The following is a 24,939-nucleotide window of genomic DNA, read 5'->3' as shown; positions in this document are numbered from 1 at the left end:
AGAAAACACCACCTCAGCAAATTGATTTAAAACAATAAAGTTAAAAAATCATATTTGTGAACTAATGTAAACAACTCTAACTTTTTCTTGAGAAATGAATGAATAACGAAGTAATTAACATTTTAACCATGGCTAAAGTAATTCAAACGGCCGTTGCCCCTGTATTCTTAATCACGGGTATTGCTGCTACTTTAGGTGTTTTATCTAATCGTTTAGCACGAATTACCGATAGGGCACGTCAGCTAGAACGCAGACTAAAAGTAAGTACTGACGAGGACTTTAATAAATCACTCGCTACAGAGCTGCGCGCCCTTTTAAAGCGTTCTCGATGTATACATATTGCTTTTAGTTTAAGTGTATTAAGCGCACTACTTGTATGCGCTGTGGTTATGTTGTTATTTTTATCGCATATTCAATCTATAAACTTAGGCGTTACAATTGCCTGTTGTTTTGTAGCAGCAATGGCATTACTTATATGTGCATTTATGTCGTTACTTGGTGAGGTATTCTTAGCAACTAGAAGCATGCGTCGCGGGATGATATTTGCAGATATTGATATAAACGATTAAGTTTTAGTTAAATCTATCGTATTCACTTGAATAAATACGATGTTAGATACAAGATACCGAATTAAGAATTACAATTTTCAACAGGGGCAAACATGAAATTAAAAAAAGTATTAGCAACAATAGCACTGGCAACGTGTGCATTTAGCGTATCGGCAAATTCTGCATTTAAAGAGCCAAGTGACGCGATTGAATACCGCCAAGCTGCGTTTTCAATGATCTCAGTGCAAATTGGTGACATGGGCGCAATGCTAAAAGGTAAAGTACCTTTTGACGCAGAGCAATTTAAAATGCGTGCTAACAACGCTGCTGCACTTTCAAAAATGCCATGGGAAGCGTTTTACGAAAGAACAGATAAAGGCGACACAGCTGCACTTGCTGCTGTTTGGGCCGAAAATGCAACCTTTGTTGAAAAAGCGAATGCTTTTGCAGCAAATGCAGATAAGCTAGCGTTAGCTGCTCAATCGGGCGATAAAGCCGTAATTGGTAAAGCTTTTGGCGCATGGGCTAAAGGCTGTAAAGATTGCCATAAGCAATTTAAAGATTAATTATTGTTGTAGCCAGTTTAACAACAATAAATAGATAATAAAAAGCACTGAGCGTTAATAACGGTCAGTGCTTTTTTTATGTTTTTTATCTACGAGACTTTCACAGCTCGGCTTTTAAATGGGCGTTTAAATACGGCACCAATATCACCTAAAATAATATATAAACACGGTACTAATATAAGCGTTATTAACGTTGCAAACATAACAGCAAAGCCAAGTGCTACTGCCATAGGTATTACAAACTTAGCCTGCAGGCTTGTTTCAAACATAATAGGTAATACACCAGCAAAGGTTGTTATAGACGTTAATAGTATTGCTCTAAAGCGGGCACAACCAGCTTCTATTACTGCATTTTTAACGCTAACACCTTCGCGGCGAACTTGGTTTACATAATCTGTCATTACAAGTGAATCATTTATAACAACACCTGCTGCGGCAATTAAGCCAAATCCCGACATTAAGCTCATATCTAAATCAAACCAGTAATGACCCCAAATAGCCCCGGTTAAACTAAACGGAATAACCGACATTACAATAAGCGGTTGTGAATAGCTTTTAAGCGGCACAGCTAGCAGTATGTATACTAAAATCATTCCGCCAATAAAAAACATTATTTGCTCATTAGCTTGAGCTTGCTGCTCTTCTATTGCGCCACCAAGCTCTGATTTAACACTTGGGAATTCTTCTATTAGCTGTGGCAGTAGATTTTCTTTTACTTGCTTAACCACTTCGCCTGGCTCAATTTGCTCTTCATCAATATTGCCATAAACATACACGGTACGGTAACCACCTTCACGGCGTATATAGCTAATACCTGGCGTTTCTGTTAGCTCTACTACATCACCAAGAAGTACTTCTCGCCCTTGTGGGGTAGTAACAACGGTGTGTTTAAGCGATGAAAATGCCTCACGAGTCAGCTTAGGGTAACGTACCATTACGCGTACTTCTTCGCCGTTTCGGATTACACGCTGTGCTTCGCCACCATAAAAACTAGCACCCACTTGATTTGCAATGCCGGCTAAATCTAAGCCTAAATCGTAAGCAACGGGTTTAAGGCTCATTTGCACTTCTTTGCTCGCAGGATCTATGGTTGAGCTAATATCAAACAACCCTTTTTGCTGTTGAAGTAATTGAATAAAACGACGACCCGCTTGATTTAAAGTATCTATGTCTGAGCCATACAGTAAATAGCCAAACTCGCCGCCGCCATTACCACCGCCGCCACCAACATCGTCTTGAATAGTTAACGACTTAATACCAGCAATAGTCGGCATAGCCTCACGCCAGCGACGCGAAAGTTCAAATGCATTGTATGGACGTGAATCTTCGTCAACTAATGGAGCTAGTAACTGCGACTCGGTTCTGCCTTGGTTAAATACCAATACATCACGAATAATTTTTTGACCAAATTCACGCTCAGTTTCTTCATCGACTCTAAGTACCATAGCTTCTATTTCACGAATAGCCGCAATGGTTTGTAAGTCAGAAACGTTGTCGTTCATTTCTACTTGAATTTGTGGAAAGTCGTGCGGCACTTTAGGAGTTGGAACTGTACGTACTTTATTAGACGTAATAAGTGCAATACTGATTATAAACATTGCAATAAAAGCAAACAAAACAGTCCAGCGCCAATCAACACACTTAGCAATAAAACGTTTATATGGGCCATTTACGAAACCAAAAAAGCGTGTATTGAAGCGATCGCGCCAACCACCTTTTTTAATCGGCGAAAAGTGCGTATGAGCAATGTGAGCTGGCAGTATCAGCTTTGATTCAATCAAACTAAATACTAAACACAGCATTACTACAACGGCTATACCATAAAAGAAGGCACTTTCTGGCCCGCTCGACATTGTGAATGGTGCAAATACAGCAATTGTTGTTAACACACCAAAGGTTGCTGGGGTCGCGACTCGGTTAGCGCCACGCACAACATTTTCTACACCACCGCCGCTTTTTTCAACTTCGGTGTAGGCAGCTTCCCCTATCACTATGGCATCATCCACCACTATGCCGAGCACCATTATAAAAGCGAATAACGAAATAATGTTAATGCTAATGCCAAATAGTGGCATCATCATCATGGCCCCTAAAAAACAAACAGGTAAGCCAATCATTACCCAAAGCGCTAGTTTAAAACGTAAGAATAACGACAACATAATTGCCACCAAAATTGCACCTTGAAACAGGTTAGCTTTCATCATATCAAGGCGAGCATTTAGGTAGTAGGTCATATCCATTAATGGCTCTAATCGAATACCCGGCGGTAGTTGCTTATTTTTTTGATCAATAAACGCTTTAACCGAATCCGCAACGGGAATCATGTTTTGCTCTTGCGTTGCTTTAACCGATAAATACACCGCGTTTTCGCCATTAAACTTAAAGTAGCGCTCACCTTCGATAAATTGATCTTTAATCACGGCAATATCTTGCAGTAAAACTTTAGCGCCATACTCGCCAATTTTTACCGGAATTTGCCTAAACTCTTCACCCGAGTAAAACTGATTCTCGACGCGAACAGAAATAACACCTGCGTCTGTTTTTAGCTGCCCCGCCGAAAAGTTAGCTGAATAACGACGCACTGCATTCATTACATCACTAAGGGTTAGGTTATATTGACGCAGCGTATCGGGCTCTATTTCAATTGCTATTTCATCAAGAGGAACATCGTTTACCACTAACGACACGTTAGATAACTGTAGTAACTCATCCTCTATTTGGTTTGCTATAGGCTTAAGCTCTGTAAGTGGTAAATCAGCAACGAGCGTCATACCTATTACGTCTTGCCTAAACTCAACCTGACTTATGGTGACCGGTTCCATACCTGCCGGAAAAGTCGCAATACCATCAACACGCAACTTTACTTTATCAAGCACATCGGTAAGTTTTGCATCGGTGTTTATTTCCAGGCTTGCTGTACCGCCATTTCTAAATGCGCGATACACGCCTTTTTTAATTTCGGTTATATCTTTAAGTGACTCTTCAACTTTTATAAGAATACTTTCTTCTATTTCCTGAGGAGAGGCACCTGGGTAATTAGCCTCAATATTAATGTAGTTAATCTCTACATTAGGAAACATTTGACGCTGAATCGTAAAGTAACTTATAGCCCCCATAATAATGATAAAAAACATCATTAAATTAGCGGCTACTGAATTATTAGCAAAGTAGGCAATTAGCCCTGTTTGTTTTTGTTGTATTGACTCGCTCATAACTATTACACCCTACAGCTGTTGCGTGTTTGAAGTGCTCGTTTCTGAGCTTTCAGGTTTTGCAGCTACACCTGCAATTTTAACCTGCATTCCTTTTTGCGGGTATTCAGGTAAAGTAATAACGAGTTTGTCATCGGCATTTAAACCACTGCTAATATAAAAATACTCACCCTCTTCTCGAATAACCGTTACTTTGCGAGGCTCTAGTTCTTGATTTTCGTTTACTACCCACACAGTCTGATTGTTAACCAAAGCTTGCGGTAAACGGTAAATATTATTAAGCATTGCACCTGCAAAATTTACCTGTACGTAGCTGCCAAACTTAATGGCTGGTTGTATGTTTTTAAGACCGTATGGGTCTTCTATACGCACGACTAGACTGCTCATACGCGTAGCGTTATCAACAATCCCTAGGTCGCGGTCAATTACACCTTCTCGGGTAAAGCTGTTTAGGCCTTTTTGAATAATCGTTGCGGTAATACCTTTAATACGCTCTGGTAAAAAAACGCTATCGAACCCTGCTATAGGAATAATCACTTCAGCAGTTTCAATATTATTGAGCTCAGCAACTTGCGAACCCATAGTCACAAATTGACCAACACCTACATTTCGGCTAATAACCAATGCATCGTAAGGGGCTGTTACTTCACAATTATCTAAGTCACGTTGTGCACGTTTTAATGCAGCTTGCGCCGACTTTACAGATGCCTGCGCACTTAACACTTGAGGCTTACGTAAAAATAAGTCGGTACGCGCTTTACTTGGAAAACGCTTTGCTTCATCTACGGCCACTTGAGCTTGGGCCTGCTCTTCAATCAAGCCTGCTTGTGCACGAGCAATTTCTGCCTCTGCAACAAGTACTGCTGCTTCGTAGTTGTCTTTTTCGATAGTGAATAACGTTTCACCGCGAGCAACGATGCCACCGGCTACAAAATTAGGATGCCAACTTAACACTTCACCCGACACCTGCGCCGAAAGCTGTGTACTTTCAAGAGGCTTTACTTCACCGTAGCTATTAATAATAACTTGATGATCGTTTGCAGCCACTGGCTCAACTTGCACTGTTGGACGAGTATCAATTACTTCTTTTTTTTCTGGCTCTTGTGCAATGGCATTTATTCCCATAAAGCCAACAACACCAACAATTAGCGCTACAAATGGAAAAACCCATCTAAGTGAATTTGTTTGCATATCCTATTATCCCCAAAATTCTATTAACGTCATAATACCAGAGCCATATGAAACATTAAGGTGACATTTGTAAGCAACTGTTGCAAATACATATAAACCACTGCTATTTAGGGCTATAAAAATAACTTTGCATGCAGCTCACCTCATTTGTTATATTTTGTTACAAACTTTTGTTTATTAATATCAGTTAATTAGCGTTGTACACTTAAATTTCGTCGCGAAGATGTGCGAAATTAAATTAATTTACGTACAGTCCAATTAAATTAACAAATATTAAAAGTCTCAAAATGAAATTAACGACCATCACCCTTGCGCTTAGCTTAGCGTTTGGCAGCCATGCATTTGCAGCCGATAAAAAAGACGAAAAAGAGCCAAAAACACTTAGCGAAATGATCAAAGGACAAACCGAATTTGCCGGTATATTTAGCCTTTATCAAGACGAAAAAACCGGTAAGCACCTTATGGTGATTAACGAGTCCCAACTTAATACGCCGTTTGTATATTTTGCGCACACTGTCGATGGCGTTACAGATGCAGGCCATTATCGTGGTTCGTACCGTGAAACTAAGTTAATTGAATTTAGAAAATACTTTGATCGTATCGATATCATTAGCAAAACACCTCGCTACAAATTTGACGAAAACAGTGCAATTTCAAAAGCGAGTGATGCCAATATTAGTGAAGCGGTACTTGCGAGCATTAAAATAGAAAAAGAAGAAGACGGTAAAATAGCATTTAACGTAAATAAGTTATTTTTAAGCGAAGCACTTCATAAAGTATCACCTACGCCAAATCCAGCTGATAAAAACGCCAAAAAGCGCTTTAAAGTAGGCAAATTAGACGATAAAAAATCACGCATTATTAAACAGCGTCCATACCCTAATAATCTAGACGTGGTTGTTGATTACGTATTTACTAACCCAAGCCCAACGGTACGTGGCTCAAATGCAGTAAGCGACCCACGTAGCGTATCGGTAAAAGTTCAGCACTCGTTTGTTGCTTTACCTAGCAATAACTACGCACCACGTATGGATGATGCGCGCATTGGTTATTTTACAAATCAATTTGATCAAATGACATCTACCGATTGGGCACCTTATGAAGATGTTATAAAACGCTGGGATCTACAAAAGAAAGACCCTAGTGCAGCACTTTCAGAGCCAGTAAAACCAATTACTTGGTGGATAGAAAACACCACACCTATCCAATGGCGCGATACTATTCGTGATGCAGTTTTAACATGGAATACTTCTTTTGAAAAAGCCGGTTTTAAAAATGCCTTAGAGGTAAAAGTACAACCAGATGATGCAGATTGGGATGCGGGCGATATTAATTACAACGTACTGCGTTGGACTTCGTCACCTAAACCTCCATTTGGCGGATACGGACCTGCACTTGCTAACCCATTAACTGGCGAAATACTGGGCTCAGACATTATGCTTGAGTTTGTATTTATGAAAAACCGCTGGATTTACGACACACTTTTCACTCAAGGAACAATGAGCCATGGTGATACAACACACACCGGCGAGTTAAATTGTTCACTAGGGCATGAAATTCAACAAAATCTAATGCTTGCCAAAGGCCTTGCTAGCGGCGGAAAAATTGAAGATAAAGAAATGCTTCGCCAAGGTCTAACACAATTGGTACTTCACGAAGTAGGCCATACTTTAGGTCTTAACCACAATATGAAATCATCAATTTTGTGGGATGAAAAAGAAGTACACGACAAAAACAAAACCCAAGGCATAGTAACCGGCTCTGTTATGGATTATGCACCGGCTAACATTGCCCCAATTGGTGTGCAGCAAGGTGATATTTTTCAAACAAAACCAGGTCCTTACGATGATTGGGCAATTAACTATGGCTACAGCGTAGCGCTTGCAGATGAAGCTGCTGAGCAAGCTAGACTTGAAAAAATACTTGCTCGTTCAAGTGAACATGCCCTTGCCTTTGGTAACGACGCAGACGATATGCGCGCACCAGGTCGCCATATCGATCCACGTGTAATGATTGGTGATTTGTCATCAAACCCTGCGGCCTATGGCGCAGATCGTATGGCGCTAATTAATAAATTATTTACTGAGCTAAAAGATAAAGCAACAGTTAAAGGTGAGTCTTACCAACAGCTTGTTACCTCTGCTAACAGCTTATTTGGTCAGTACCGAGCTCAAGCGGGTGTTGTTTCTCGCCAGATTGGTGGTGTGTACGTTGAGCGTGCTGTAGTGGGTGATGCAAACGCAGATAAACCATTTACACCTGTATCGCTTGAGCGCCAAACACAAGCGATGGATATACTCGCAAAGTTTGTATTTTCACCAGACGTACTACAAAACATGCAACCTCTTTATAGCTACTTACAGCTGCAACGTCGTGGCTTTAATCACTATGGCAAAAATGAAGACCCTAAAGCACACCAAATGATTTTAGGGATGCAAAAGTCTGTACTTGCACAGCTATTACACCCAGCCGTATTACTGCGTATTTCTGATACTGCGTTGTACGGTAATGAATATAGCCTAACTCAGTTTATGCAAGATTTAACCGCTAATATTTTTGTGAAAAGCAAAGACGCAAATTCTATTAGTCACAACTTACAAATTGAGTATGTTAATCAGCTAATCGCAATTGCAGGTCTTGGCAAAGCAAGTAAATACGATAACTTAGCTAAAACAGCTGCGTTATATCAGCTAACTCAAATAGCCGATACCAGTGTTGCTTGGGGTGCAGATACAGCAACTAAAGCGCATAAAAAATATATTGATCGCTTAATTGCAAAAGCGCTAGAAGCGTAAAATATCTCTACTAATTGAGTAAACCAAGGCCACGTTTAACGTGGCCTTTTTTATAACCTAATTCACAGATCAAATATAAATAGTGCCTTTTAAATACCTTACAGCATGCCCCGTTAAGGTGACTGTTGTATCACCCACTTCACATAGTAAATGCCCGCCTCTGCTTGAAGCTTGATAAGCACTTAACGTAGTTTTATTCAACTGCTGCGCCCAGTAAGGTGCCAAGCCAGTATGAATAGAGCCTGTTACATAATCCTCATCGCCACCGCTTGCAGGCCAAAAATAACGAGATATAAAATCATATTCAGTACTTGGAGCAGTGGCCACTACATCAAGTGGATAAAGCGTTTTTAAAAGCTCTGAGCTAGTTTTCAATTCAAGTATTTGATCACCGCTTTCATAAATAACAAAGTAGGCTTGGCGATTTTTAAGCACTTTACTCGGTTGTATAGATAGGCCGTCAAGCAGTTGCTGCGGCACATTTTTCACTTCAACCGGTGCTTGTTTTGGAAAGGTCATTGCAAAGCTGCCATCAGCGTTTTTATTAACGATTAGCTCGCCCACCGCATCAGCAATAAAGCGAATTTGCGATATGTTATGCTCTTCACATAAAACATAGGCAGCCGCAAGTGTGGCGTGACCACAAAAATCGATTTCCATTAACGGCGAAAACCAACGAATAGCAAAACTGCCATCGTCTTGCAGGCAGGTAAAAGCAGTTTCAGATACGTTATTCTCAGCGCCAATCTTTAGCATTAAATCGTCACTTAACCACGATTTTAGTGGGATCACTGCCGCATAGTTACCTTTAAATAACTCATTCGTAAACGCATCAATTTGATGAATAGCTAATTGCATTGTTTAAACTTTGTAATGATTAATAGCTTAAAACTGCCATACCTAAACTAAATTAGCACTTTTATTTTGGCTTTAAGCTATTACAGGCCGCATTCTATAATATTGCATACAACCAAATTGCACAGCATTGGTAAGCAACAGCATAATAAACATAAGTAAGTGCGCCGTGCTTGGAGCCGCTGTTGTAAGCTCAACAACTAAGCCGCAAATACCAGCAATAAACTGCAAGCTAAAGTAGCGCGCGCTTAAATTACTCACATTACCCGTACGCAATGTTTTATAAGTTTGCGGCATAACACGTACCGAACTCATCACAAGGCCAACATACGTTAAAGCGCTTAATACCGTTGCAGTATCGAGGCTTGAATTTAAAAGCAGTGAAAAAGGCAGTAACGAAAAACCTAGCATAGTAACCAGCTGTACACGTTCTCGTTTAGCTGCGTTATAACGTGCAAAAAAATATAAAATAAGCCCGCTTAACGCACCGGTTACAATAAATGGTAACGCAATATAAAAACGCTCAAAATAAATATTGTAGGTTATAAAATAAAGGCTTTGTGCTAACCCAAACGTCATCATCAATAGTGATAAACCTGAGACACTACGATTTTTTCGAATTTTGTTTAGTAATGGTAAAAAACTAAAAACCAGAATAAATGAAGACAATATAGGCAAATAATGCGCCAAAGCAACCTCGCTCGTTACATAAATGTTAATTAAAAGCAGAAATAAAAACATTTAATAAACATTTGTTTTAAAAGGCTTTTACTATGAGCGCGGCATTGTAGAGCCGCGTAAATTTAACTCAACTAAATAAGATATTCTTGTTTTAGGTACTGGCAAGCTAGGTATACAAAAACCGTAGAATTAAGTTCACGGTTTACCGGTTTAATAGAAAGCCTCACCGCTAAACTATTAAATAAAAATGATAGTTGTTATCATGCGCAAGTCATTAGCTGCTGTATATAAAACTACCTATGAGAAAAACTCTTTTTAAAATTCACAGTTGGATCGCTCTAATAGCTATCATTCCATTGATTGTTATTAGTATTACAGGGAGCGTATTAGTTTTTAAAAGTGAAATAGATGGCTTACTTATGCCAAGCAGCCACTTTGTTGTAAATGCACTGCCAGAGCGCATGCCAATCGACACGTTAATTGCCAAAACAGAGCATGCTTACCCTGAATATGTAGTAGGTAGTTGGGAAATATTTAACGATGATACAGCTGATCGGGTTTACTTAGTCAAACGCGGCACAGAGCAATGGTATAAGTTTCATTTAAACCAGTATACGGGTGACATTTTGTCTGAACCTGTTGGTACCAGCCATTATTTTACCGATTGGTTTTTAGAACTACATTACACTTTTTTACTGAACGACTTTAAAAACCTGCCAGGGCAAACAGGTACTGTACTAGGCTTCTTTTTTGCTCTGTTTTTATTGGTATTAGGTATTACTGGGCTTATTATTTATCGTAAATTTTGGCAGCGTCTATTTAGTGTGCGCTGGCGTGCAACACTGCAAATTGTACTTAGCGACATTCATAAAATGACGGGGGTTATAGGATCTCCCATCATTATTATTTTAGCTATCACAGGTGGCTACTTTAACTGGGCGGTGTGGTATCACGAAGTTATTGAACACGCAGAGGAAGAGCACTTTGTACTAACCAAAAACCTACACAGTAGCGATATTTCATTTCAACACATACTCAATGACAGTAAAAAACAAATACCCACTTTTAACGGCACGTTTTTAGTTATGCCACTCGAACCTGACGAAAATATTACTTTATTCGGCGAAGTCGATACCGCCAACCCACTTGCTAGTGAGTATGCCAATACGGTTAGCTATAACAAGCTAACAGGCGAGCACATAGCTAACTGGGATATTCGCGAAGTAGGCGTTGGCTGGCAGGTAATTGATAGTTTTAGAAAACTTCATTTTGGCTACTTTGCAGGGCTAATAAGTAAAATACTGTGGTGCGTAATTGGTTTAAGCCCAGTGTGGCTAGCAGGTACTGGTTTTTACTTATGGTTTACTCGCCGAAAACGTAAAAAACAATCACAAAAAAACCGATTAAATAAACGCCAAGTCACTAGGGCGTGTTGATCTTTGGTGGGTGAATTTGCAGCAGTATCTTTGGTTTTTAGGCAAGGCGAAGCCTATGTAGTGTGGTTATTCCCCATGAATAGGCGATAACGCAGCATAAATACCAAACATGCGCTGCCCTTTGGGTTCTTTCTAGGGACGATTGACTCTTTGTTGCTCGGTTTTTACTTAGCCCACTAGGTTACAAACCTCGCGCCGCGATTTAATCGCCCCTAGATTGAACAAATTTCAATCCACAAAGTTCAACATGCCCTAGCGTTTAAAAATAATAGCTTATGATTCATTTAATAATAAGCTATTTATAAATTATAAAAACAGCACTCTACATATTATTTATAGAAGAGAGTGCGCAATAATACTTAGTCATTTTGAGGGAGTAAACCTAACGCTAGTTGCATTAAAAACGTCTCATTTATAACAACTAAATAACGAAATTTTTGCCTTACTATCGACAAGATTTTTCTGCCTAAAAAGAATTATTAATTAATCTTCGCACATCCAAAAAAATGTTATCGCCAGCCTTTTAGTATTTAAATCATCTCCAAAATACTCAGATGCACTGTGAACAATACTACCTTTAAATATAATTAAACGATTAAAGCGATTCTCAATATCTATGTCTTTATACCATGCGCTATATGGAAGGCTACTTACATTAAGTGCATCAACAAGGTTAGCATAAGGAGGATCGACAATATTTCCTCCTGCCGCTTCATTTGCATACTTTAAACGATAAAAAGAGGTACCGGCAGAGGTAATTGGATCAGGATTTAAATACAAAACAGCAGCGTATCTACATAAATAACGATTATCTACATGAGGCCTAGAAGCCCCTTCTTCAGCCCCCACTAAAATTGCAGTATTGGTATCAACTACAACCTTATTGGAATCAGCAACCCATAATTTATTTTTTTTGATAACTGACTTAACATATTTTTCTATTTTTTTAAGCTGTTTACTATTTAGAGCATTAGGAGTGCGCATTCCAGGCCAAAGTTCTTTGGTATACGGCTTACCGTACTTCCAAACCTCTTTTTTTAAACATGAAGAACGAATAACCATTGCTTCTTCATGTTTAAAAAACTCATCAACAACCCAATAGTTACTACCTAGTTCTGGCTTTTCATACCTTAAACCAGGTGCGTCGGAGGGGACGCTTGGAAGTACAACGCTCTTGGGAACTTTCTGATGCTTAAATGACATTGTCAAAATACTTATTTTATTAAAACAGCTCAGAATATAACATTTACTTAACAGTCATTTAAAGTGAATAATAAAACTCTACTTAGCGCATACCCAAAGCTACTACCGTTATTTTGCCTACAGCTCTGTATTAGGGCTGAGGGCATAGTTTATTAGTGTTTCATTATAAAACTATGGTCACATTAGTATTTAAGCCAAAATTTTATACATCGTAAATTTAGCATTAGTCTATTTATAAAGTTTTTAGAAAAAACATCTATAACATTGATTAAAAACCCACCACATTGTAATGTAAAAATTAACAAAGGAGTGGGTTATGATATTTATCAAAATAGTTATTAGTATTACCTTTTTATTTTTAGTTGGATGTAACACAACCAAGGTTCAGCAAGTAGAACAACAAGTAGGGCTTGAACAACTATTAAACCATTCTTTGTTTAATAAACTCGACACACCTTCCGAGCACAGTATTTTTGAGTTACCGGATGCTGAAAAAGAAATGTTTTTAGCTTACGCCGAAAACCAAAAGCTATCCCAAATCCGTGATGACCGCATAATTTACAACTACCTCGAAAGCCAGATAGCTAACTTTAAATACCATGGCGATACACTTACTTCAGCTCAAACCCTAAAGCGTTCGCAAGGTAATTGCATTAGTTTAGCCATTTTAACGCAAAGCTACGCACAAGCTCTTGGGTTAGAAACAAGCTTTCAAGAAGTTACAAGTAAGCCCATATACGCAAAAGAAAATAATGTTGTTTATGTCGCTAATCACTTTAGAACAAAAGTATATGCTCCAAAAGTAGAGAAAAAAGATGATAATATTATTGAGTTTTTCAGAGCGGGCACATTAATCGACTACTTCCCTACCCGTCGCAGTTTTTATTCAAGCAGCGCAGACTATAACGATTTAGTTTCTAAGTTTTATAGTAATTTAGCTGCCATAGCATTGGCAGACAAACAACTGGATATTGCTTACTCTCTTATTTTACAAGCGAATAAATTTACACCAAATGATGCAGAGCTATTTAACATAGCGGGCATTTTACATCGCCGAGCTGGTGATTTACAAAGCGCTAAAAACATCTATCAAACAGCACTTAGTAATAACGAAATAAGCATTAATTTAATCAGCAACTATCAGCTTTTAGCTAAAAAGTTAGGCGACAAAGAGCTTGTTAAAGAGCTCACCTCACAATTAGTTAATAAAGAAAAAGACCCATACGAATTACTAGTGATCGCTAAAAACAACTTACAAGCTGGCCACGCTCATCAGGCTAAAGCACACCTTGAGCAAGCTATTACTAAAGCGCCTTACATTGCTGAGTTATACTTGGAACTCGCAAAAGTTCGCTATCAACAAGGTAATATTAAACAAACACAAACCTTACTTGAAAAAGCAATTGAACTAGAACGTGATAATCAAAAACTCGATGTATATCAAGCTAAGTTACTATCCTTGCAGATGGATAAGTAACTTAGCCAATTAATATTTATAACGAATAATAAAAGCTCAGCCAAGCACGCATTTCATCTTCAAAACTGTCGCCTTCTACTCGCGACAGTCCCATATTAAACGTTAAATCGTTTACACCTGCTGGCCCCATTCCAAAACTAAAGTCACCTTGGTATTTTAAGCCGTAGCTTTGTGCGTATACGGTGTCGTCGAGTTGATGTTGCTTATAATAAAGCCACGGCATGCCTTCTTTAAAGCTAAAGCCGCCACCGTAGCCTTGATAGCGCTTTGCAGTTGCACTGTAAAAAGGCAGCTCAGATGAAAGTACATATTCACTATTTTGCTGCTGATTAATAAGATTTGAGCTAAAGCCACCTAATGCAAGGCTGCTATCGTCACGTTGCTTTTGATCAAAGTTTGTATAAAGAGGAATACCAAACGCTTTACCAAAAATTTTGGCGGCTAAATCATAACCTTGCCAATTATTACTTTTGCTACTGCCATCGTACCAACTCGCATAAATACTTTGGCCTATAGCAAAGTCTTGACGATCATATTGCCAATTTTGAGCAATACCTAAACGCGTCCAACTTTTATGGCTTTGCTTATAATCAGTGTAATTGTAGGCAAGCTCTGGCATTAAACTTAACTGTCCAAATTTAACGGGATAACTTATTGCGGCAAAACCACCACGGGCATCCATGTCTGCACTTAGACTTTGCTGATACTGGCGCGATGTATCTAAATTGTAGTCAAACAGTGCAAGTTTCAGTTTTACATCAAGCGCATTATATTTTGCCTGCACATAACCACCGTGCAATGCCCCATCGTGTAAATCAGTGCTATAACCCGCTTGTAAGTCGAGCTGCTTTAATAAGTCGCTACTTTTAATGCTTAAATCTAACAAACTGGTAGAAGCCGAATAATACTGAGAGCCAAGCGCAAAGGTAGCGTGCTGGTCGAGCACGTTGTAATTTGTTTGCTCTGTAGTTTCGTGCTTATATATTTTAGCTTTTGGAAGTGTATGTTCGTTTACTATTAGCAGCGGTGCTTTTTTGTTAGCTGCAAACTCAGTAACTACAGTGCTTTTTATAGCTTTTGGCAGTGTTTTTACATTTGGCCCATCTGCAGTTATCGAAAAATAGAGTAACGAGCCATCAGCCATTTCAATTGGGTGGGCAACGGCCTCTTGCCCTTGGGTTAACTTGGTGAGTGTTTTACTCTCTATGTTGTAGTTATAAATATCGGTGGCGCTATTTAAACCTGCAACAAAATAAAGTGACTCGCCATTATGGCTAAAGCTTGGCTGACTTAAATATTGATACCCGTCTGGCATAGGTACTGATAGCTGTTGTTCGCCGTTTATACCTTGTATATACAATTGCCAATTTTCATTTAATGATGTTGATAAATAAACTAATTTAGTTTCATCAGGACTGAGTATTGGGTAATCGTAAGTTGTCTCAAGGCTTTTTGTAAATAATTGTGTGATGGTTTGCGTATTGAGATCAACCTTTACTAATTCAGAGTAGCCATCTCTTATTTGCTCGCCATACAAGGTTTCGCCGTTACTGGTTACGCTAAATCGTCGTATACCAGCAAGTTCGGTAAGTTGTGTAATATTTCCAGTGTCAGTGTTATAGCTAAATATGTCAGACACTTTGTTATAAATACCCGACTCTTCATTGCTGTACGCATTGAAATATAAAGTTGTGCTATTTACCCATTGAGGATTTGCAATACCGGCTCGGTTAATTTGATTAAGCACTTGTTTTTGTTCACGCTTAAATACACTTGGTGCTGTATCGGGAATATCTTGTGCATCGTTTTCGAGTAGCTCTTTTTGCGCTTTAGTAAACTCTTCTTGCGCTTTAATGTTGTCATCAGTGCTATAAATTATAAGCTTGGTATTACTTTCTTTATCTCGCTCAACAATCGCAATTTTACTACCATCTTTTGAAAGTACTGGGTTACTTGCATATAAGTTAAGCTCAAGCCAAAGTTCACTATTAAGTAACGGCTCACCTTGCTCTATTTGCATTGCTTTATAGGTATATTCAGCTATAAATCGGCGATATAGCTTGGCTGCACTTTGCCCAAACACACCGCTAAATGCCTCATCAAAATTCCGCGTTTTTACGCCTTGCATTCGCGTCCAAACACTATCGAGTTTTTGTTCTGAATAGTTTTTCTCTAACCAATTTAAAAAGCGACTACCCATTAAATACGCCATTGAGCCGCCCATAAAGCCCTGCTCGCCATTTAACTGCCCATAGGTTGGCAGTGCGCCCTGTTGAGCAAATTCTCGCAGTATTGACTCTGAGTAGTTATCAAACAAACGTCCACGACCCGTCATTTTAGACTCAATCAATGTGGCATAACCTTCGGCTACCCAGCGCGGCGTATCACTGTAGGTTAAGTCGTATAAATCCCATATACCACGTACTTTCTGCTGCCAGTGATTGCGTGTAGGCTGTGCTAAGTGCACTAAGTGAATATATTCATGCAACACAAGCAACTGCTGCCAGCCAGAGCTGTTTGATATAACTGTGTCGGATTGTGGTGGGGTTGTAAAAAGTGCCATTACAGGGTTACTTGAGGTAGGTAGCGCAAAGCCGTTTGCTGCATTTAGGGGATCAAACACCACTACATCAACTGTTTTATCAAGTGCTCTGTTTTGCTGCTCAAGCACTTTGGTGCGTACTATTTCAAGCTCTGTTGCAGTTGATTTAGCAAAATCAGCATGCTCAACACTGTAGTGAATGTTGAAATGTTCAGTATGAATAGTTTGCCAATCGGCTGCAAAGCTTGGTGCTGCTAGTAATAAAGCTGATGCGATAAGTGTTTTTTTCATGAGCGTCCCTAAAAGAATTCCTTAATACCATCTAGGGTATTATTAAATGTCTTTCATGGGCAGTAAGAAAGTGTAATAAAGCATGTGCAAATGTGTATTTACACATGTTTTATTAGGGGAGTTTACATCCAGCTGCGAGTATCTGACTCAATCTGCTTAATTGTAAAATCAATAATAAAGTCAGCATCTTGCTGCTTTATGTAGGGCATAAATGCAAACCCTGAAGCAAGTTGTATATACAGGCTTTTTAAGCCTGATTGTCTCATTAAGTACGTGCTTATACTGCGTGCACTTTGCGCTTTATAAAGCTCAAAAACACGGTAATGAACGCCAATCATACCTTTGCGTACAACCATGTAAAATCGGCCATTATCCTCATGCATGTAATAACCATAACGCTGATACGACAAAGTTACCAAGCCAGAAAACACCACCAAAACACCAAGGCTTATAAAAGTATTAATATCAGCAATAAAACAAAAGCAAAACACTAATGCACTGGGTAACAGTGAATAAAAGCCTAAATTTTTATACAAAAGCGCTCGCTCTGCGCGCTTAAAAGCGAGTTTTTTACTATTAAACCACGGGTAAATCCACTGGCATACACTATCAACTTGTTCGCTATTTAATACAGGTAATACTAAGGTTTGTTTATTTTTTTTAGCCGCAACACCGGCTGCTATTCCGCCGCTACTTGCTTGCAAGCACTCAACGGTAAATCGCTTTAGTAATCGCCCCATTAGGTTTTGCTTAATAACAATAGATTGCACTTTATCCATGCTCATAGAAAGCTGATGGCGCTCTAACAAGCCAGCAATACGTTTAAATTTTTGACCTTTAAAATAAAGCTCAAAGTTATAAAAACGAATAAGCGACATAGTCACCGATAGCATTACAGCCACCAAAACTAACAAAACAATTAAGGTGATCATCGCAAAGGTAGCAGCACTTGCCAGCATACCAAGCTCTTGTTGGTAAAAGCCTTCTACTTTCGCAATAATTTGCTTCTCTAAAAAATCGATAATCAAGTTTATAAAAGGGGCAAAAGCAGCGATTGCTAAAATAGCCATATTCGACATTAAACCAAATTTAGCTATTTCTTTATTGCTAATGCTTAGGCTGTTTTCGATAGTGTCTGTTTCGCTTTGTTCAGTATTTTGTATTTCTTGCTGTTGCTGCGCTTTAAAATCAAATATTTGTTTACGCATTTGCTGTGCGTAATCTTTAGTGACGCCAGGTAAAACAACTTCTTGCGACACACTGCCAGCAGCATCAAAAATACAATTAACTAAGTTTACGGGGGTAAAGTAAAATGGCTCGGCAATATTAACGTTTTGCACACGGCCAAATTTAAGCGTAAGTCGCTCTTTTTTAAATACACCTTTGTTAAGCAATATTTCGTTGTCGCTACTAATACAAAACTTAAAATTTAAATAATATAAAAATGAGTAAATAAGCAACGAAATTAGCGCAATCCCACCTGCAACCTGTGCCCAAAACAACTTATTTTCTACTTGAGTAACAAACACGACAAGCATAGGCAGTAAGTTTAAAAGGCCATCTTTTACAAAGCGCACACTAAAGTGCACAACAAAGTATAAAAGCGCCCAGGGCGATACTTTTTGCCAGTAAATAGGGCTCGCTTTATCTTCGATAGTTGCATTACTCATCGACTAAAGTTGCCTGAGTAGTTGCGTCGTCTTGGCGATAGTTTTGTACAAATTGGCGCATATTTTTACAATCATCATGGGTTAGCCCACTAATTTGTAAATCGGCACTTACACCGCCAGCGCTAAATAATTTAATACTCGCAAGGCTAAGCTTTCGCTCTATTGGCCCTTGATGTATTTCCATATGCTGTACACGCGCTAAAGGTAATACCGTCACTTGTTGCCAAATAACGCCTTTTTTAAAAGCAATGTCATGATTTCGCACTGCAAAACCTCGCAACCTCACACTTATTATGTTGTACGCCATAGATACGGCCACCAAAATTGGCATACCAATTAGCAAATACGTTTGTGCATTATTAGCAAAGGCTTCATTAAAATAACAAACAGCAATAAGCGCTCCAATTAGCGGTATATAAAACAGAAGCGAGCTAAGCTGTGTATGTAATAAGGCTTTATCAGCCAATGGCTTAAAGCTAATATCACTATGCTTTGGTAAATCCATTATTTGTTGATTGTTAAACACTATTTGTCCCTATTCCTGCTTTTAATTATGACTAGCTTACCAACTAATGGTGGTTATTAAGGTGTGGCTTTGTTTTGGCTCAAGCGTTACTTTATCTGTCAGTACATTAGCAGCCTCTAAGCAGAGCATTGTTTTATATTCATCATCAGCAAAGTTAGATAAGCGTTTTGATTTTTCTATCCATGGGTTCCACAGTACACACGAACTTGAGTTTTCGCGGCTCACATTAATAACACCTTCTGGCGTATTAATGGTTTGCACTGTACTTGCTTGTGTATAGACCATATCGGTTTCGCGATTAAAGCTTACAACATCGTTTTGTACAAATGGCCCTTCACTAAACTCAATATATTGCGCGCCTTGCAAACCATCTACATGGGTATTTGTAATGTCTGATGTAGGAAAATAGGTATGTAGCGCTTGAGTAAAGCTAAATGGCGCACTCCCTAAGTTAGCGGTCGTTAAGCGAACCTGTAATTTACCGCTTAATACAAACTCAACTTTTAATGCTGACTGATGTGGCCAATACGTCGTATTAACAAGCTTCATGGGTAGCTTTAAACTAACTGTAATTTGCTCATCAGATTCGTGTACTTCATCAGCTTGCCACACACTTGTGCGCGCAAAACCATGGGCAGGCCAGCCATCATTAGCGTGTGTACCAAACCACGGCCAACAAATAGGAATACCACCTCGAATACTTGCCCCTTCTTGATAAGTTTCGTCTTGTGATACCCATATAAGTGGCTTGTTATTTTTAGGGATAAACTCGGTAATTTGCCCACCTTGCAAAAATATTTTTGCATCGCACTTTGAGCTAGCTATTTTAATAAACTCAAGACCGGTTTCGCTTTGCTCAATGCTAACTGATGGCGATAATTTCATACCTTCCCCTATAATACTGATACTAAAGATTTTTAATATTTGTGCAGAAACAATAATGCATGCTTAAAGTATACGCTATTGATATTAAATATTGATTGCTGAATTTGTTCATTGCCGATTAATACATATACAGTAAACTCACAAACAATTACTTTGTACTAACAGCTGTAAATGAATAATACTAAAGTCTATACAATAAGACTTGCCAATTATTCACAACATACGTACTGTGCGCAACTTAATGCACACAAGATGCTAAGAAAATTTAATATAATTTAAACAATATAATTTTACATTAGTTACTGCTCTAACTATTAAAAACCAACAAAAGCGGCCTAATGTGCAATATATTGTTTGAATTCAATTTATTTGATGTGTAACATTTCGCGATTACGGCAAACTACCGCCCCATCGATGAGATAAGCAAATGCAAAAATATGACGAGTTATTGGTTTCTTTACGTAAAGTGATCCGCGCGATTGACTTACATTCTAAGCAGCTAAATAAAACTTCGGGTTTAACTGGCCCACAATTGCTTATAATGCAAGAAGTTAAAAAAACCGATGGAATAACGGCGAGCCGTATTGCTCAAAACGTAAATTTAAGCCCAGCAACGGTCACCAATATTCTCGACAGAATAGAAAGCAGAAACTTAGTAACACGCGTACGCAGTCAAATGGATAAACGCAGAGTGAGCTTATACCTCACCGATAAAGGAAAAGAGTTACTTGATAAAGCACCTCAGCCACTGCAAGAACACTTTATTGAAAAGTTTTCTGCGCTTGCTGAGTGGGAACAGAGCCTTTTACTCTCATCAATGCAGCGTGTAGCCGCGATGATGGATGCAGATAAATTAGATGCATCGCCCCTTCTAGAAGTTGGTGCACTTACTCAAGCTCCTAAAGAATAAACAATAAAAAAAATACATAGTTTTGTACTTACTCTAAACGTAAGGCGTTTTTTGACGTCTTGAATTTTTTATTTTTTAATCACAAGCAGAGCGGCTATTATGACTAAACTCTCAAAATTAACACTAGCACTAGTCCTAGGTGGTGTTACAAGCACTTCTTATGCGTCTGATGATCTAGACACACTACAAAGCCAACTTAAACAGCTAAAGCAACAAATGCAATTGCTTGAAAATAAGTTAGCTGATGAAAAAACAAAACAACAGCAAATTAATAAGCAGCACGAACAACAAGTTGCAAACATCAGTAAAAAATCTGATCAAAAAGTAGTTGAAGTTGCCGCAGCTGAACCTGAGAAAAAAGATGAAGGCATTAAAGTTGGTGGAGCAATACGCTTTAATTACAGCACCAACACATACGATGAAGATACCCAAGATCGCGGTGGCGATTTTGATTTTGATATTTTCCGTATAAATGTATCTGGTGAGATTAACGATATTTCACTTAACGGCGAAATACGTTTTTACGATTACATGACCGTTGTTAAGTATGCTTACTTAGGTTACGAGTTTGCAGATGGCTGGGAAGGACAAGCAGGTATTGCACCCGTGCCTTTTGGTAATGGCCCATACAACTCACACAGCTACTTTTTCAGTACTAATTATTACGTAGGTCTAGAAGACGACTTTGACTTAGGTGTAGTAGTAAAACGTAAACTTAAAGATAACTGGAAACTAGACCTAGGCTTTTTCAAAAATGATGAGCTAGGTGGTATAGACGGTGGCTCTTCAGATATTAACCATCGTTACTCTTACGACATTATTGGTAGTCGTTCAGCAGAGGAAGGTACATACGATGCACCAGGCTCTCGCATAGGCGAATACAATACGTTTGCCGGGCGTGCAACATATCAAATTGAACACAGCAAAAATATAACTACCGATGTGGGTGTATCACTATTAAGTGGTGGCTTACATGACGGTAACGATCGTGCAGGTAACTACGGCGCATGGGCATTTCATGTTGATAGCACAATTAACAACTGGAATATCCAATTTCAACACGGTGAATACGACTACGATCTAGACGACAGCAGCGACCGTTTTGTTGTTGGTGCGTATGCTTATTACGATACCGTATCTAGCGAAGCAACTATGACTAACTTTAACGTTGCTTATAATTACTCGCTTGATTGGGGTCCAGTTACCGACATTCAATTTTACAACGATTACGGTATTATTTATGACAAGTCTGACGATAGCGCAGATACATGGATGAACGTAACGGGTATGAGTGTTGCTGCAGGTGGTTTCTTTAGTTACTTCGACTTTATTCAAGCACGTAACCAGCCATTTATTGGCGGAACAATTATTGGTGATGGCGATACAGAACGTCGCTTCAACATAAATATTGGTTACTACTTCTAAACTGTTAACCGCATTTATTTTTAAAAGGGCAAACTTAGTTTGCCCTTTTTTATTGATTTTAAGCTTCGAATTAATAGCTATTTAGCCTACAATTAGAGATACCATAACACGCCTAAAAAGAGCCTAAGTGAATATAAAAGCAGTGTTTATTTGTTATAAAAACTTATGGTTTAAAGCACTTGGCTTAATACTTGTAGCCTTGGGCATTATTGGCATTGTGCTGCCGGTCATGCCTACCACTATATTTTTTATTTTAGCGCTCACCTGCTTTACTCGCTCATCACCCGCGCTTGAACAATGGCTGTTAAACCACCCTCGTTACGGTGTAACTTTGCAGCAATGGCAAACCCATAAAGTAGTGCCTGTTAAAGCCAAATGCTACGCCGCCATTGGCATGTTAATTGGATTTATATTTTTACTGTATTCAGCCGCCCCTATTTGGGTTATTTATCTCGTTGCAGTAATAGAAGTATCGGTAATGATTTACCTTATTTTAAGACCCTCCAGCCCCCCTAAGCATTAAATATTCATTTTTTACCTGCATACCACCTTTGTTTTAAAGTTTTTATGTAAAGATAAGTAAGTAAATTTGTAATAGCTAATGCAAATCATTATCATGTTGTAAATTTAATTTATTTACTGTTTTTATGTCGTTTATTAATAAGCGGGCTTTGTATAGTACAAGCCGTGCTCTACATATTTATATTTCTACAGCTTTGTTTTTTTTGCTTATTTTATTTTGCGTTAGCGGCATAGTGCTCAATCATATTGATTGGCTTAAAAACGATAAAAATAACGGCCAAGTAACGGCGGTAATTCCAGCAGAGCTAGTTACCAAAGCAAATGAACAGTTAAATACGTTGCCAACGCTTTACCCAGAAATAGAAGCTTACTTAGCCGAGCAATATGCACTTACTAAAGTAAAAAGCATTGAGTGGGAAAAAGAAGACGCGCTTGTCATGCTCGACTACCCACTGCCTGCTGGGTTTGCTTACGCAGAGCTTGATTTTACAACTGGCGAGTTAAACCTTGATTACCAAACAGGTGGCTTTTTAAGCCTCATTGGCGACTTACATAAAGGCCGCCACAGCGGTGAAGTATGGAGTTGGGTAATTGATATATCTGCCGTACTAATGATTTTATTTGCCATCACCGGCATGATTATTTTGTTTCAAAATAGAAAAAAACGCTTAGCAGGAATATGGATAACCTTACTAGGAGTCGCAACTCCACTGGTTATTTATTTATGTTGGGTTCCACAAATAAAAGGAGTGTCTTAATGGTTAAATTTAAATTATTTATAAGCGCCGCATTACTGCTAGTAGCTGCGTTTTTTCAAACAACAGCGCATGCACAAACACCACAGCTAGAGGTTGAATTAACGCTTCCCGACTTAGAAGTACAACCGTATCACCGTCCATACGTTGCAGTTTGGCTTGAAACACCAGAGCGCAAACACGTTACAACGCTTGCACTTTGGGTACAAAAAGCAGAATGGTTTAAAGACTTACGCCAATGGTGGCGTAAAGCCGGTAAAAGCGATGCCAACTTTGACGGCATTAGCGGCGCAACAAAACGCGCGGGTACTTACACTATAAATTGGCAAGGTAACGATTTAGACGGTAACCCAGTAAAACCAGGTAAATACTTACTAAATATTGAAGTTGTACGCGAAGAAGGCGGTAGAGATTACGCCCGTGTTGAGCTTGATTTAACAAAGTCGGGAAAAATTACAATTGATGGTAAAAACGAGTTTTCACAAAGTTTCGTCACTGTAAGCACTAAGTAGCACCTATTTATTACTAGAATTTAAGCAAAGGAAAAATAATGAAAATTAATTTATTAAAAACTGCATTAATCGGCGCATTGAGCTTATCTGCTTTAGTGTCAACTTCAGCAAGTGCACACGGACGTTGGTTACTACCTTCGCATACATCTTTATCAGGCGATAAAGCGCATTACGTAATGATTGACGCAAGTATTTCAAACGAAATTTTTGCACCAGACAAAGCCTTTAAACCTAAAGAAAAAGGCGCCGAGTACGACGACACATTATTAATGGCACTTGCGCCTAATGGTGAGCCAGTATCTGAAACCATTCGTGCTTATTACTTAAAGCGTAAAAGCTCAGCTGCGGTAAGCTTAACAGAGCAAGGTACTTACCACATTGCAATGACCCAAAAGCCAATGTACATGACCTTCTATAAAAACGAAGAAGGTAAGCGCAAACGCGTATTTGGTAAGAAAACAGACGCCGAGTTACCTAGCAATGCAAAAGATGTAACTACAACGAAGGTTGTTTCAACAGTAGATACATTTGTAAGCCGAAATGGCACCTCAAAGCCTGCCCTATTAGGTTTAGGCTTAGAGCTTAGCGGTCCAACGCATCCAAACGATTTATTTGTAGGTGAGCAAGCACGTTTTCAATTACTACAAGATGGTAAATCTGCTGGTGAAGGCATTGAAGTAAGTATTTTAAAAGGCGACACACGCTACCGTAACGACCGTGGCGAAGTAAAAGTAACGACCGATAAAGACGGTATGTTTACAATTACGTGGAAAGAACCAGGCCTATACCTAATCGAAACCTCTAACAAGGTTACCGTAAATGAAGAAGGCGTAGATGCAGGACGTTATGCATTATTTACAACGCTTGAAGTTGCCCCTGAATAATTTAAATCACTAAATTTAAAAAATTGAAAGGCCAAGCATTTGCTTGGCCTTTT

20 protein-coding genes are annotated in these 24,939 nt (G+C 38.8%); 11 read left to right on the top strand and 9 right to left on the bottom strand.

Translation table 11 applies throughout. From position 1 onward, the window contains the following. Positions 1–98: 98 nt before the first annotated feature. Both I6F47_RS16825 and I6F47_RS16820 read left to right on the top strand, forming a co-directional pair. Positions 99–569: a DUF2721 domain-containing protein gene (locus I6F47_RS16825; RefSeq protein ID WP_007377300.1), complete on the top strand. Its 471-nt coding sequence runs from the start codon at positions 99–101 to the stop codon at positions 567–569. Between the two features lie 92 nt (positions 570–661). Next, positions 662–1,114, top strand: a complete 453-nt coding sequence (locus tag I6F47_RS16820; protein ID WP_197184237.1) for a c-type cytochrome — start codon at positions 662–664, stop codon at positions 1,112–1,114. Positions 1,115–1,203: 89 nt separating this feature from the next. Here the strand turns inward: I6F47_RS16820 and I6F47_RS16815 are convergent, their stop codons facing one another. Continuing rightward, positions 1,204–4,326 (bottom strand): efflux RND transporter permease subunit, encoded by a 3,123-nt coding sequence (locus I6F47_RS16815; protein ID WP_197184236.1) that lies wholly within the window; start codon positions 4,324–4,326, stop codon positions 1,204–1,206. 12 nt (positions 4,327–4,338) lie between these two features. Beyond that, on the bottom strand, positions 4,339–5,517 hold the full coding sequence (locus I6F47_RS16810) for an efflux RND transporter periplasmic adaptor subunit (protein WP_197184235.1): 1,179 nt from the start codon (positions 5,515–5,517) through the stop codon (positions 4,339–4,341). Positions 5,518–5,804: 287 nt separating this feature from the next. Here I6F47_RS16810 and I6F47_RS16805 point away from each other — a divergent pair, with 287 nt between their 5' ends. After that, on the top strand, positions 5,805–8,312 hold the full coding sequence (locus tag I6F47_RS16805; protein WP_197184234.1) for a zinc-dependent metalloprotease: 2,508 nt from the start codon (positions 5,805–5,807) through the stop codon (positions 8,310–8,312). Positions 8,313–8,381: 69 nt separating this feature from the next. Here I6F47_RS16805 and I6F47_RS16800 read toward each other — a convergent pair whose 3' ends face one another. Beyond that, positions 8,382–9,170, bottom strand: coding sequence for a PhzF family phenazine biosynthesis protein (locus I6F47_RS16800; RefSeq protein WP_197184233.1), 789 nt, complete (start codon positions 9,168–9,170; stop codon positions 8,382–8,384). A gap of 72 nt (positions 9,171–9,242) precedes the next feature. Next, complete coding sequence (locus tag I6F47_RS16795; RefSeq protein WP_165722718.1) at positions 9,243–9,857, bottom strand: PQ-loop repeat-containing protein; 615 nt, start codon at positions 9,855–9,857, stop codon at positions 9,243–9,245. Between the two features lie 290 nt (positions 9,858–10,147). Here I6F47_RS16795 and I6F47_RS16790 point away from each other — a divergent pair, with 290 nt between their 5' ends. Beyond that, on the top strand, positions 10,148–11,284 hold the full coding sequence (locus tag I6F47_RS16790; protein WP_165722683.1) for a PepSY-associated TM helix domain-containing protein: 1,137 nt from the start codon (positions 10,148–10,150) through the stop codon (positions 11,282–11,284). A gap of 483 nt (positions 11,285–11,767) precedes the next feature. Here I6F47_RS16790 and I6F47_RS16785 read toward each other — a convergent pair whose 3' ends face one another. After that, a complete protein-coding gene (locus I6F47_RS16785; RefSeq protein WP_197184232.1) occupies positions 11,768–12,487 on the bottom strand; it encodes a DUF6445 family protein in 720 nt (239 codons plus the stop codon). Positions 12,488–12,803: 316 nt separating this feature from the next. On the opposite strand from I6F47_RS16785, the gene I6F47_RS16780 reads away from it, so the two are divergent. After that, positions 12,804–13,964, top strand: coding sequence for a tetratricopeptide repeat protein (locus tag I6F47_RS16780; RefSeq protein WP_007580472.1), 1,161 nt, complete (start codon positions 12,804–12,806; stop codon positions 13,962–13,964). Between the two features lie 16 nt (positions 13,965–13,980). Here I6F47_RS16780 and I6F47_RS16775 read toward each other — a convergent pair whose 3' ends face one another. The 4 genes from I6F47_RS16775 to I6F47_RS16760 all read right to left on the bottom strand — a co-directional run bounded on the left by I6F47_RS16775 (position 13,981) and on the right by I6F47_RS16760 (position 19,878). Next, positions 13,981–16,797: a TolB family protein gene (locus I6F47_RS16775; protein WP_197184231.1), complete on the bottom strand. Its 2,817-nt coding sequence runs from the start codon at positions 16,795–16,797 to the stop codon at positions 13,981–13,983. A gap of 122 nt (positions 16,798–16,919) precedes the next feature. Beyond that, positions 16,920–18,467, bottom strand: a complete 1,548-nt coding sequence (locus I6F47_RS16770; RefSeq protein WP_197184230.1) for a PH domain-containing protein — start codon at positions 18,465–18,467, stop codon at positions 16,920–16,922. Beyond that, complete coding sequence (locus tag I6F47_RS16765; RefSeq protein WP_121953468.1) at positions 18,460–18,993, bottom strand: PH domain-containing protein; 534 nt, start codon at positions 18,991–18,993, stop codon at positions 18,460–18,462. The genes I6F47_RS16770 and I6F47_RS16765 overlap by 8 nt, the downstream gene beginning before the upstream one ends. Positions 18,994–19,029: 36 nt before the next feature. Continuing rightward, positions 19,030–19,878 carry a D-hexose-6-phosphate mutarotase gene (locus I6F47_RS16760; RefSeq protein ID WP_197184229.1) on the bottom strand — a complete coding sequence of 283 codons (849 nt, stop codon included), beginning with the start codon at positions 19,876–19,878 and terminating at the stop codon, positions 19,030–19,032. Between the two features lie 427 nt (positions 19,879–20,305). Here I6F47_RS16760 and I6F47_RS16755 point away from each other — a divergent pair, with 427 nt between their 5' ends. From I6F47_RS16755 to I6F47_RS16730, 6 genes are all read left to right on the top strand, one after another. Continuing rightward, positions 20,306–20,788: a MarR family winged helix-turn-helix transcriptional regulator gene (locus I6F47_RS16755; RefSeq protein ID WP_007580457.1), complete on the top strand. Its 483-nt coding sequence runs from the start codon at positions 20,306–20,308 to the stop codon at positions 20,786–20,788. A gap of 99 nt (positions 20,789–20,887) precedes the next feature. Beyond that, positions 20,888–22,213 (top strand): hypothetical protein, encoded by a 1,326-nt coding sequence (locus I6F47_RS16750; protein WP_007580455.1) that lies wholly within the window; start codon positions 20,888–20,890, stop codon positions 22,211–22,213. Between the two features lie 127 nt (positions 22,214–22,340). Continuing rightward, on the top strand, positions 22,341–22,736 hold the full coding sequence (locus I6F47_RS16745; RefSeq protein WP_197184228.1) for a YbaN family protein: 396 nt from the start codon (positions 22,341–22,343) through the stop codon (positions 22,734–22,736). A gap of 124 nt (positions 22,737–22,860) precedes the next feature. After that, complete coding sequence (locus I6F47_RS16740) at positions 22,861–23,493, top strand: PepSY-associated TM helix domain-containing protein (protein WP_007580451.1); 633 nt, start codon at positions 22,861–22,863, stop codon at positions 23,491–23,493. Then, on the top strand, positions 23,493–24,002 hold the full coding sequence (locus tag I6F47_RS16735; protein ID WP_007580449.1) for a DUF2271 domain-containing protein: 510 nt from the start codon (positions 23,493–23,495) through the stop codon (positions 24,000–24,002). Before I6F47_RS16740 ends, I6F47_RS16735 begins: the two co-directional genes overlap by 1 nt. Before the next feature lie 38 nt (positions 24,003–24,040). Further along, positions 24,041–24,886 (top strand): DUF4198 domain-containing protein, encoded by an 846-nt coding sequence (locus I6F47_RS16730; protein ID WP_121953470.1) that lies wholly within the window; start codon positions 24,041–24,043, stop codon positions 24,884–24,886. Positions 24,887–24,939: the final 53 nt, after the last annotated feature.

This window comes from Pseudoalteromonas sp. NZS37 (assembly GCF_015864265.1).
Classification (GTDB): Bacteria; Pseudomonadota; Gammaproteobacteria; order Enterobacterales; family Alteromonadaceae; genus Pseudoalteromonas; species Pseudoalteromonas arctica.
Note: the sequence above shows the minus strand (reverse complement) of the source record. Positions and strands in the feature narration are given on the sequence as shown.

Excerpts from the sequence above, each read along its gene's own strand:
- I6F47_RS16825 (WP_007377300.1), top strand. The coding sequence starts at position 99 with ATGAATAACGAAGTAATTAACATTTTAACCATGGCTAAAGTAATTCAA.
- I6F47_RS16820 (WP_197184237.1), top strand. The coding sequence starts at position 662 with ATGAAATTAAAAAAAGTATTAGCAACAATAGCACTGGCAACGTGTGCA.
- I6F47_RS16815 (WP_197184236.1), bottom strand. The coding sequence starts at position 4,326 with ATGAGCGAGTCAATACAACAAAAACAAACAGGGCTAATTGCCTACTTT.
- I6F47_RS16810 (WP_197184235.1), bottom strand. The coding sequence starts at position 5,517 with ATGCAAACAAATTCACTTAGATGGGTTTTTCCATTTGTAGCGCTAATT.
- I6F47_RS16805 (WP_197184234.1), top strand. The coding sequence starts at position 5,805 with ATGAAATTAACGACCATCACCCTTGCGCTTAGCTTAGCGTTTGGCAGC.
- I6F47_RS16800 (WP_197184233.1), bottom strand. The coding sequence starts at position 9,170 with ATGCAATTAGCTATTCATCAAATTGATGCGTTTACGAATGAGTTATTT.
- I6F47_RS16790 (WP_165722683.1), top strand. The coding sequence starts at position 10,148 with ATGAGAAAAACTCTTTTTAAAATTCACAGTTGGATCGCTCTAATAGCT.
- I6F47_RS16785 (WP_197184232.1), bottom strand. The coding sequence starts at position 12,487 with ATGTCATTTAAGCATCAGAAAGTTCCCAAGAGCGTTGTACTTCCAAGC.
- I6F47_RS16780 (WP_007580472.1), top strand. The coding sequence starts at position 12,804 with ATGATATTTATCAAAATAGTTATTAGTATTACCTTTTTATTTTTAGTT.
- I6F47_RS16775 (WP_197184231.1), bottom strand. The coding sequence starts at position 16,797 with ATGAAAAAAACACTTATCGCATCAGCTTTATTACTAGCAGCACCAAGC.
- I6F47_RS16770 (WP_197184230.1), bottom strand. The coding sequence starts at position 18,467 with ATGAGTAATGCAACTATCGAAGATAAAGCGAGCCCTATTTACTGGCAA.
- I6F47_RS16760 (WP_197184229.1), bottom strand. The coding sequence starts at position 19,878 with ATGAAATTATCGCCATCAGTTAGCATTGAGCAAAGCGAAACCGGTCTT.
- I6F47_RS16755 (WP_007580457.1), top strand. The coding sequence starts at position 20,306 with ATGCAAAAATATGACGAGTTATTGGTTTCTTTACGTAAAGTGATCCGC.
- I6F47_RS16750 (WP_007580455.1), top strand. The coding sequence starts at position 20,888 with ATGACTAAACTCTCAAAATTAACACTAGCACTAGTCCTAGGTGGTGTT.
- I6F47_RS16740 (WP_007580451.1), top strand. The coding sequence starts at position 22,861 with ATGTCGTTTATTAATAAGCGGGCTTTGTATAGTACAAGCCGTGCTCTA.
- I6F47_RS16735 (WP_007580449.1), top strand. The coding sequence starts at position 23,493 with ATGGTTAAATTTAAATTATTTATAAGCGCCGCATTACTGCTAGTAGCT.
- I6F47_RS16730 (WP_121953470.1), top strand. The coding sequence starts at position 24,041 with ATGAAAATTAATTTATTAAAAACTGCATTAATCGGCGCATTGAGCTTA.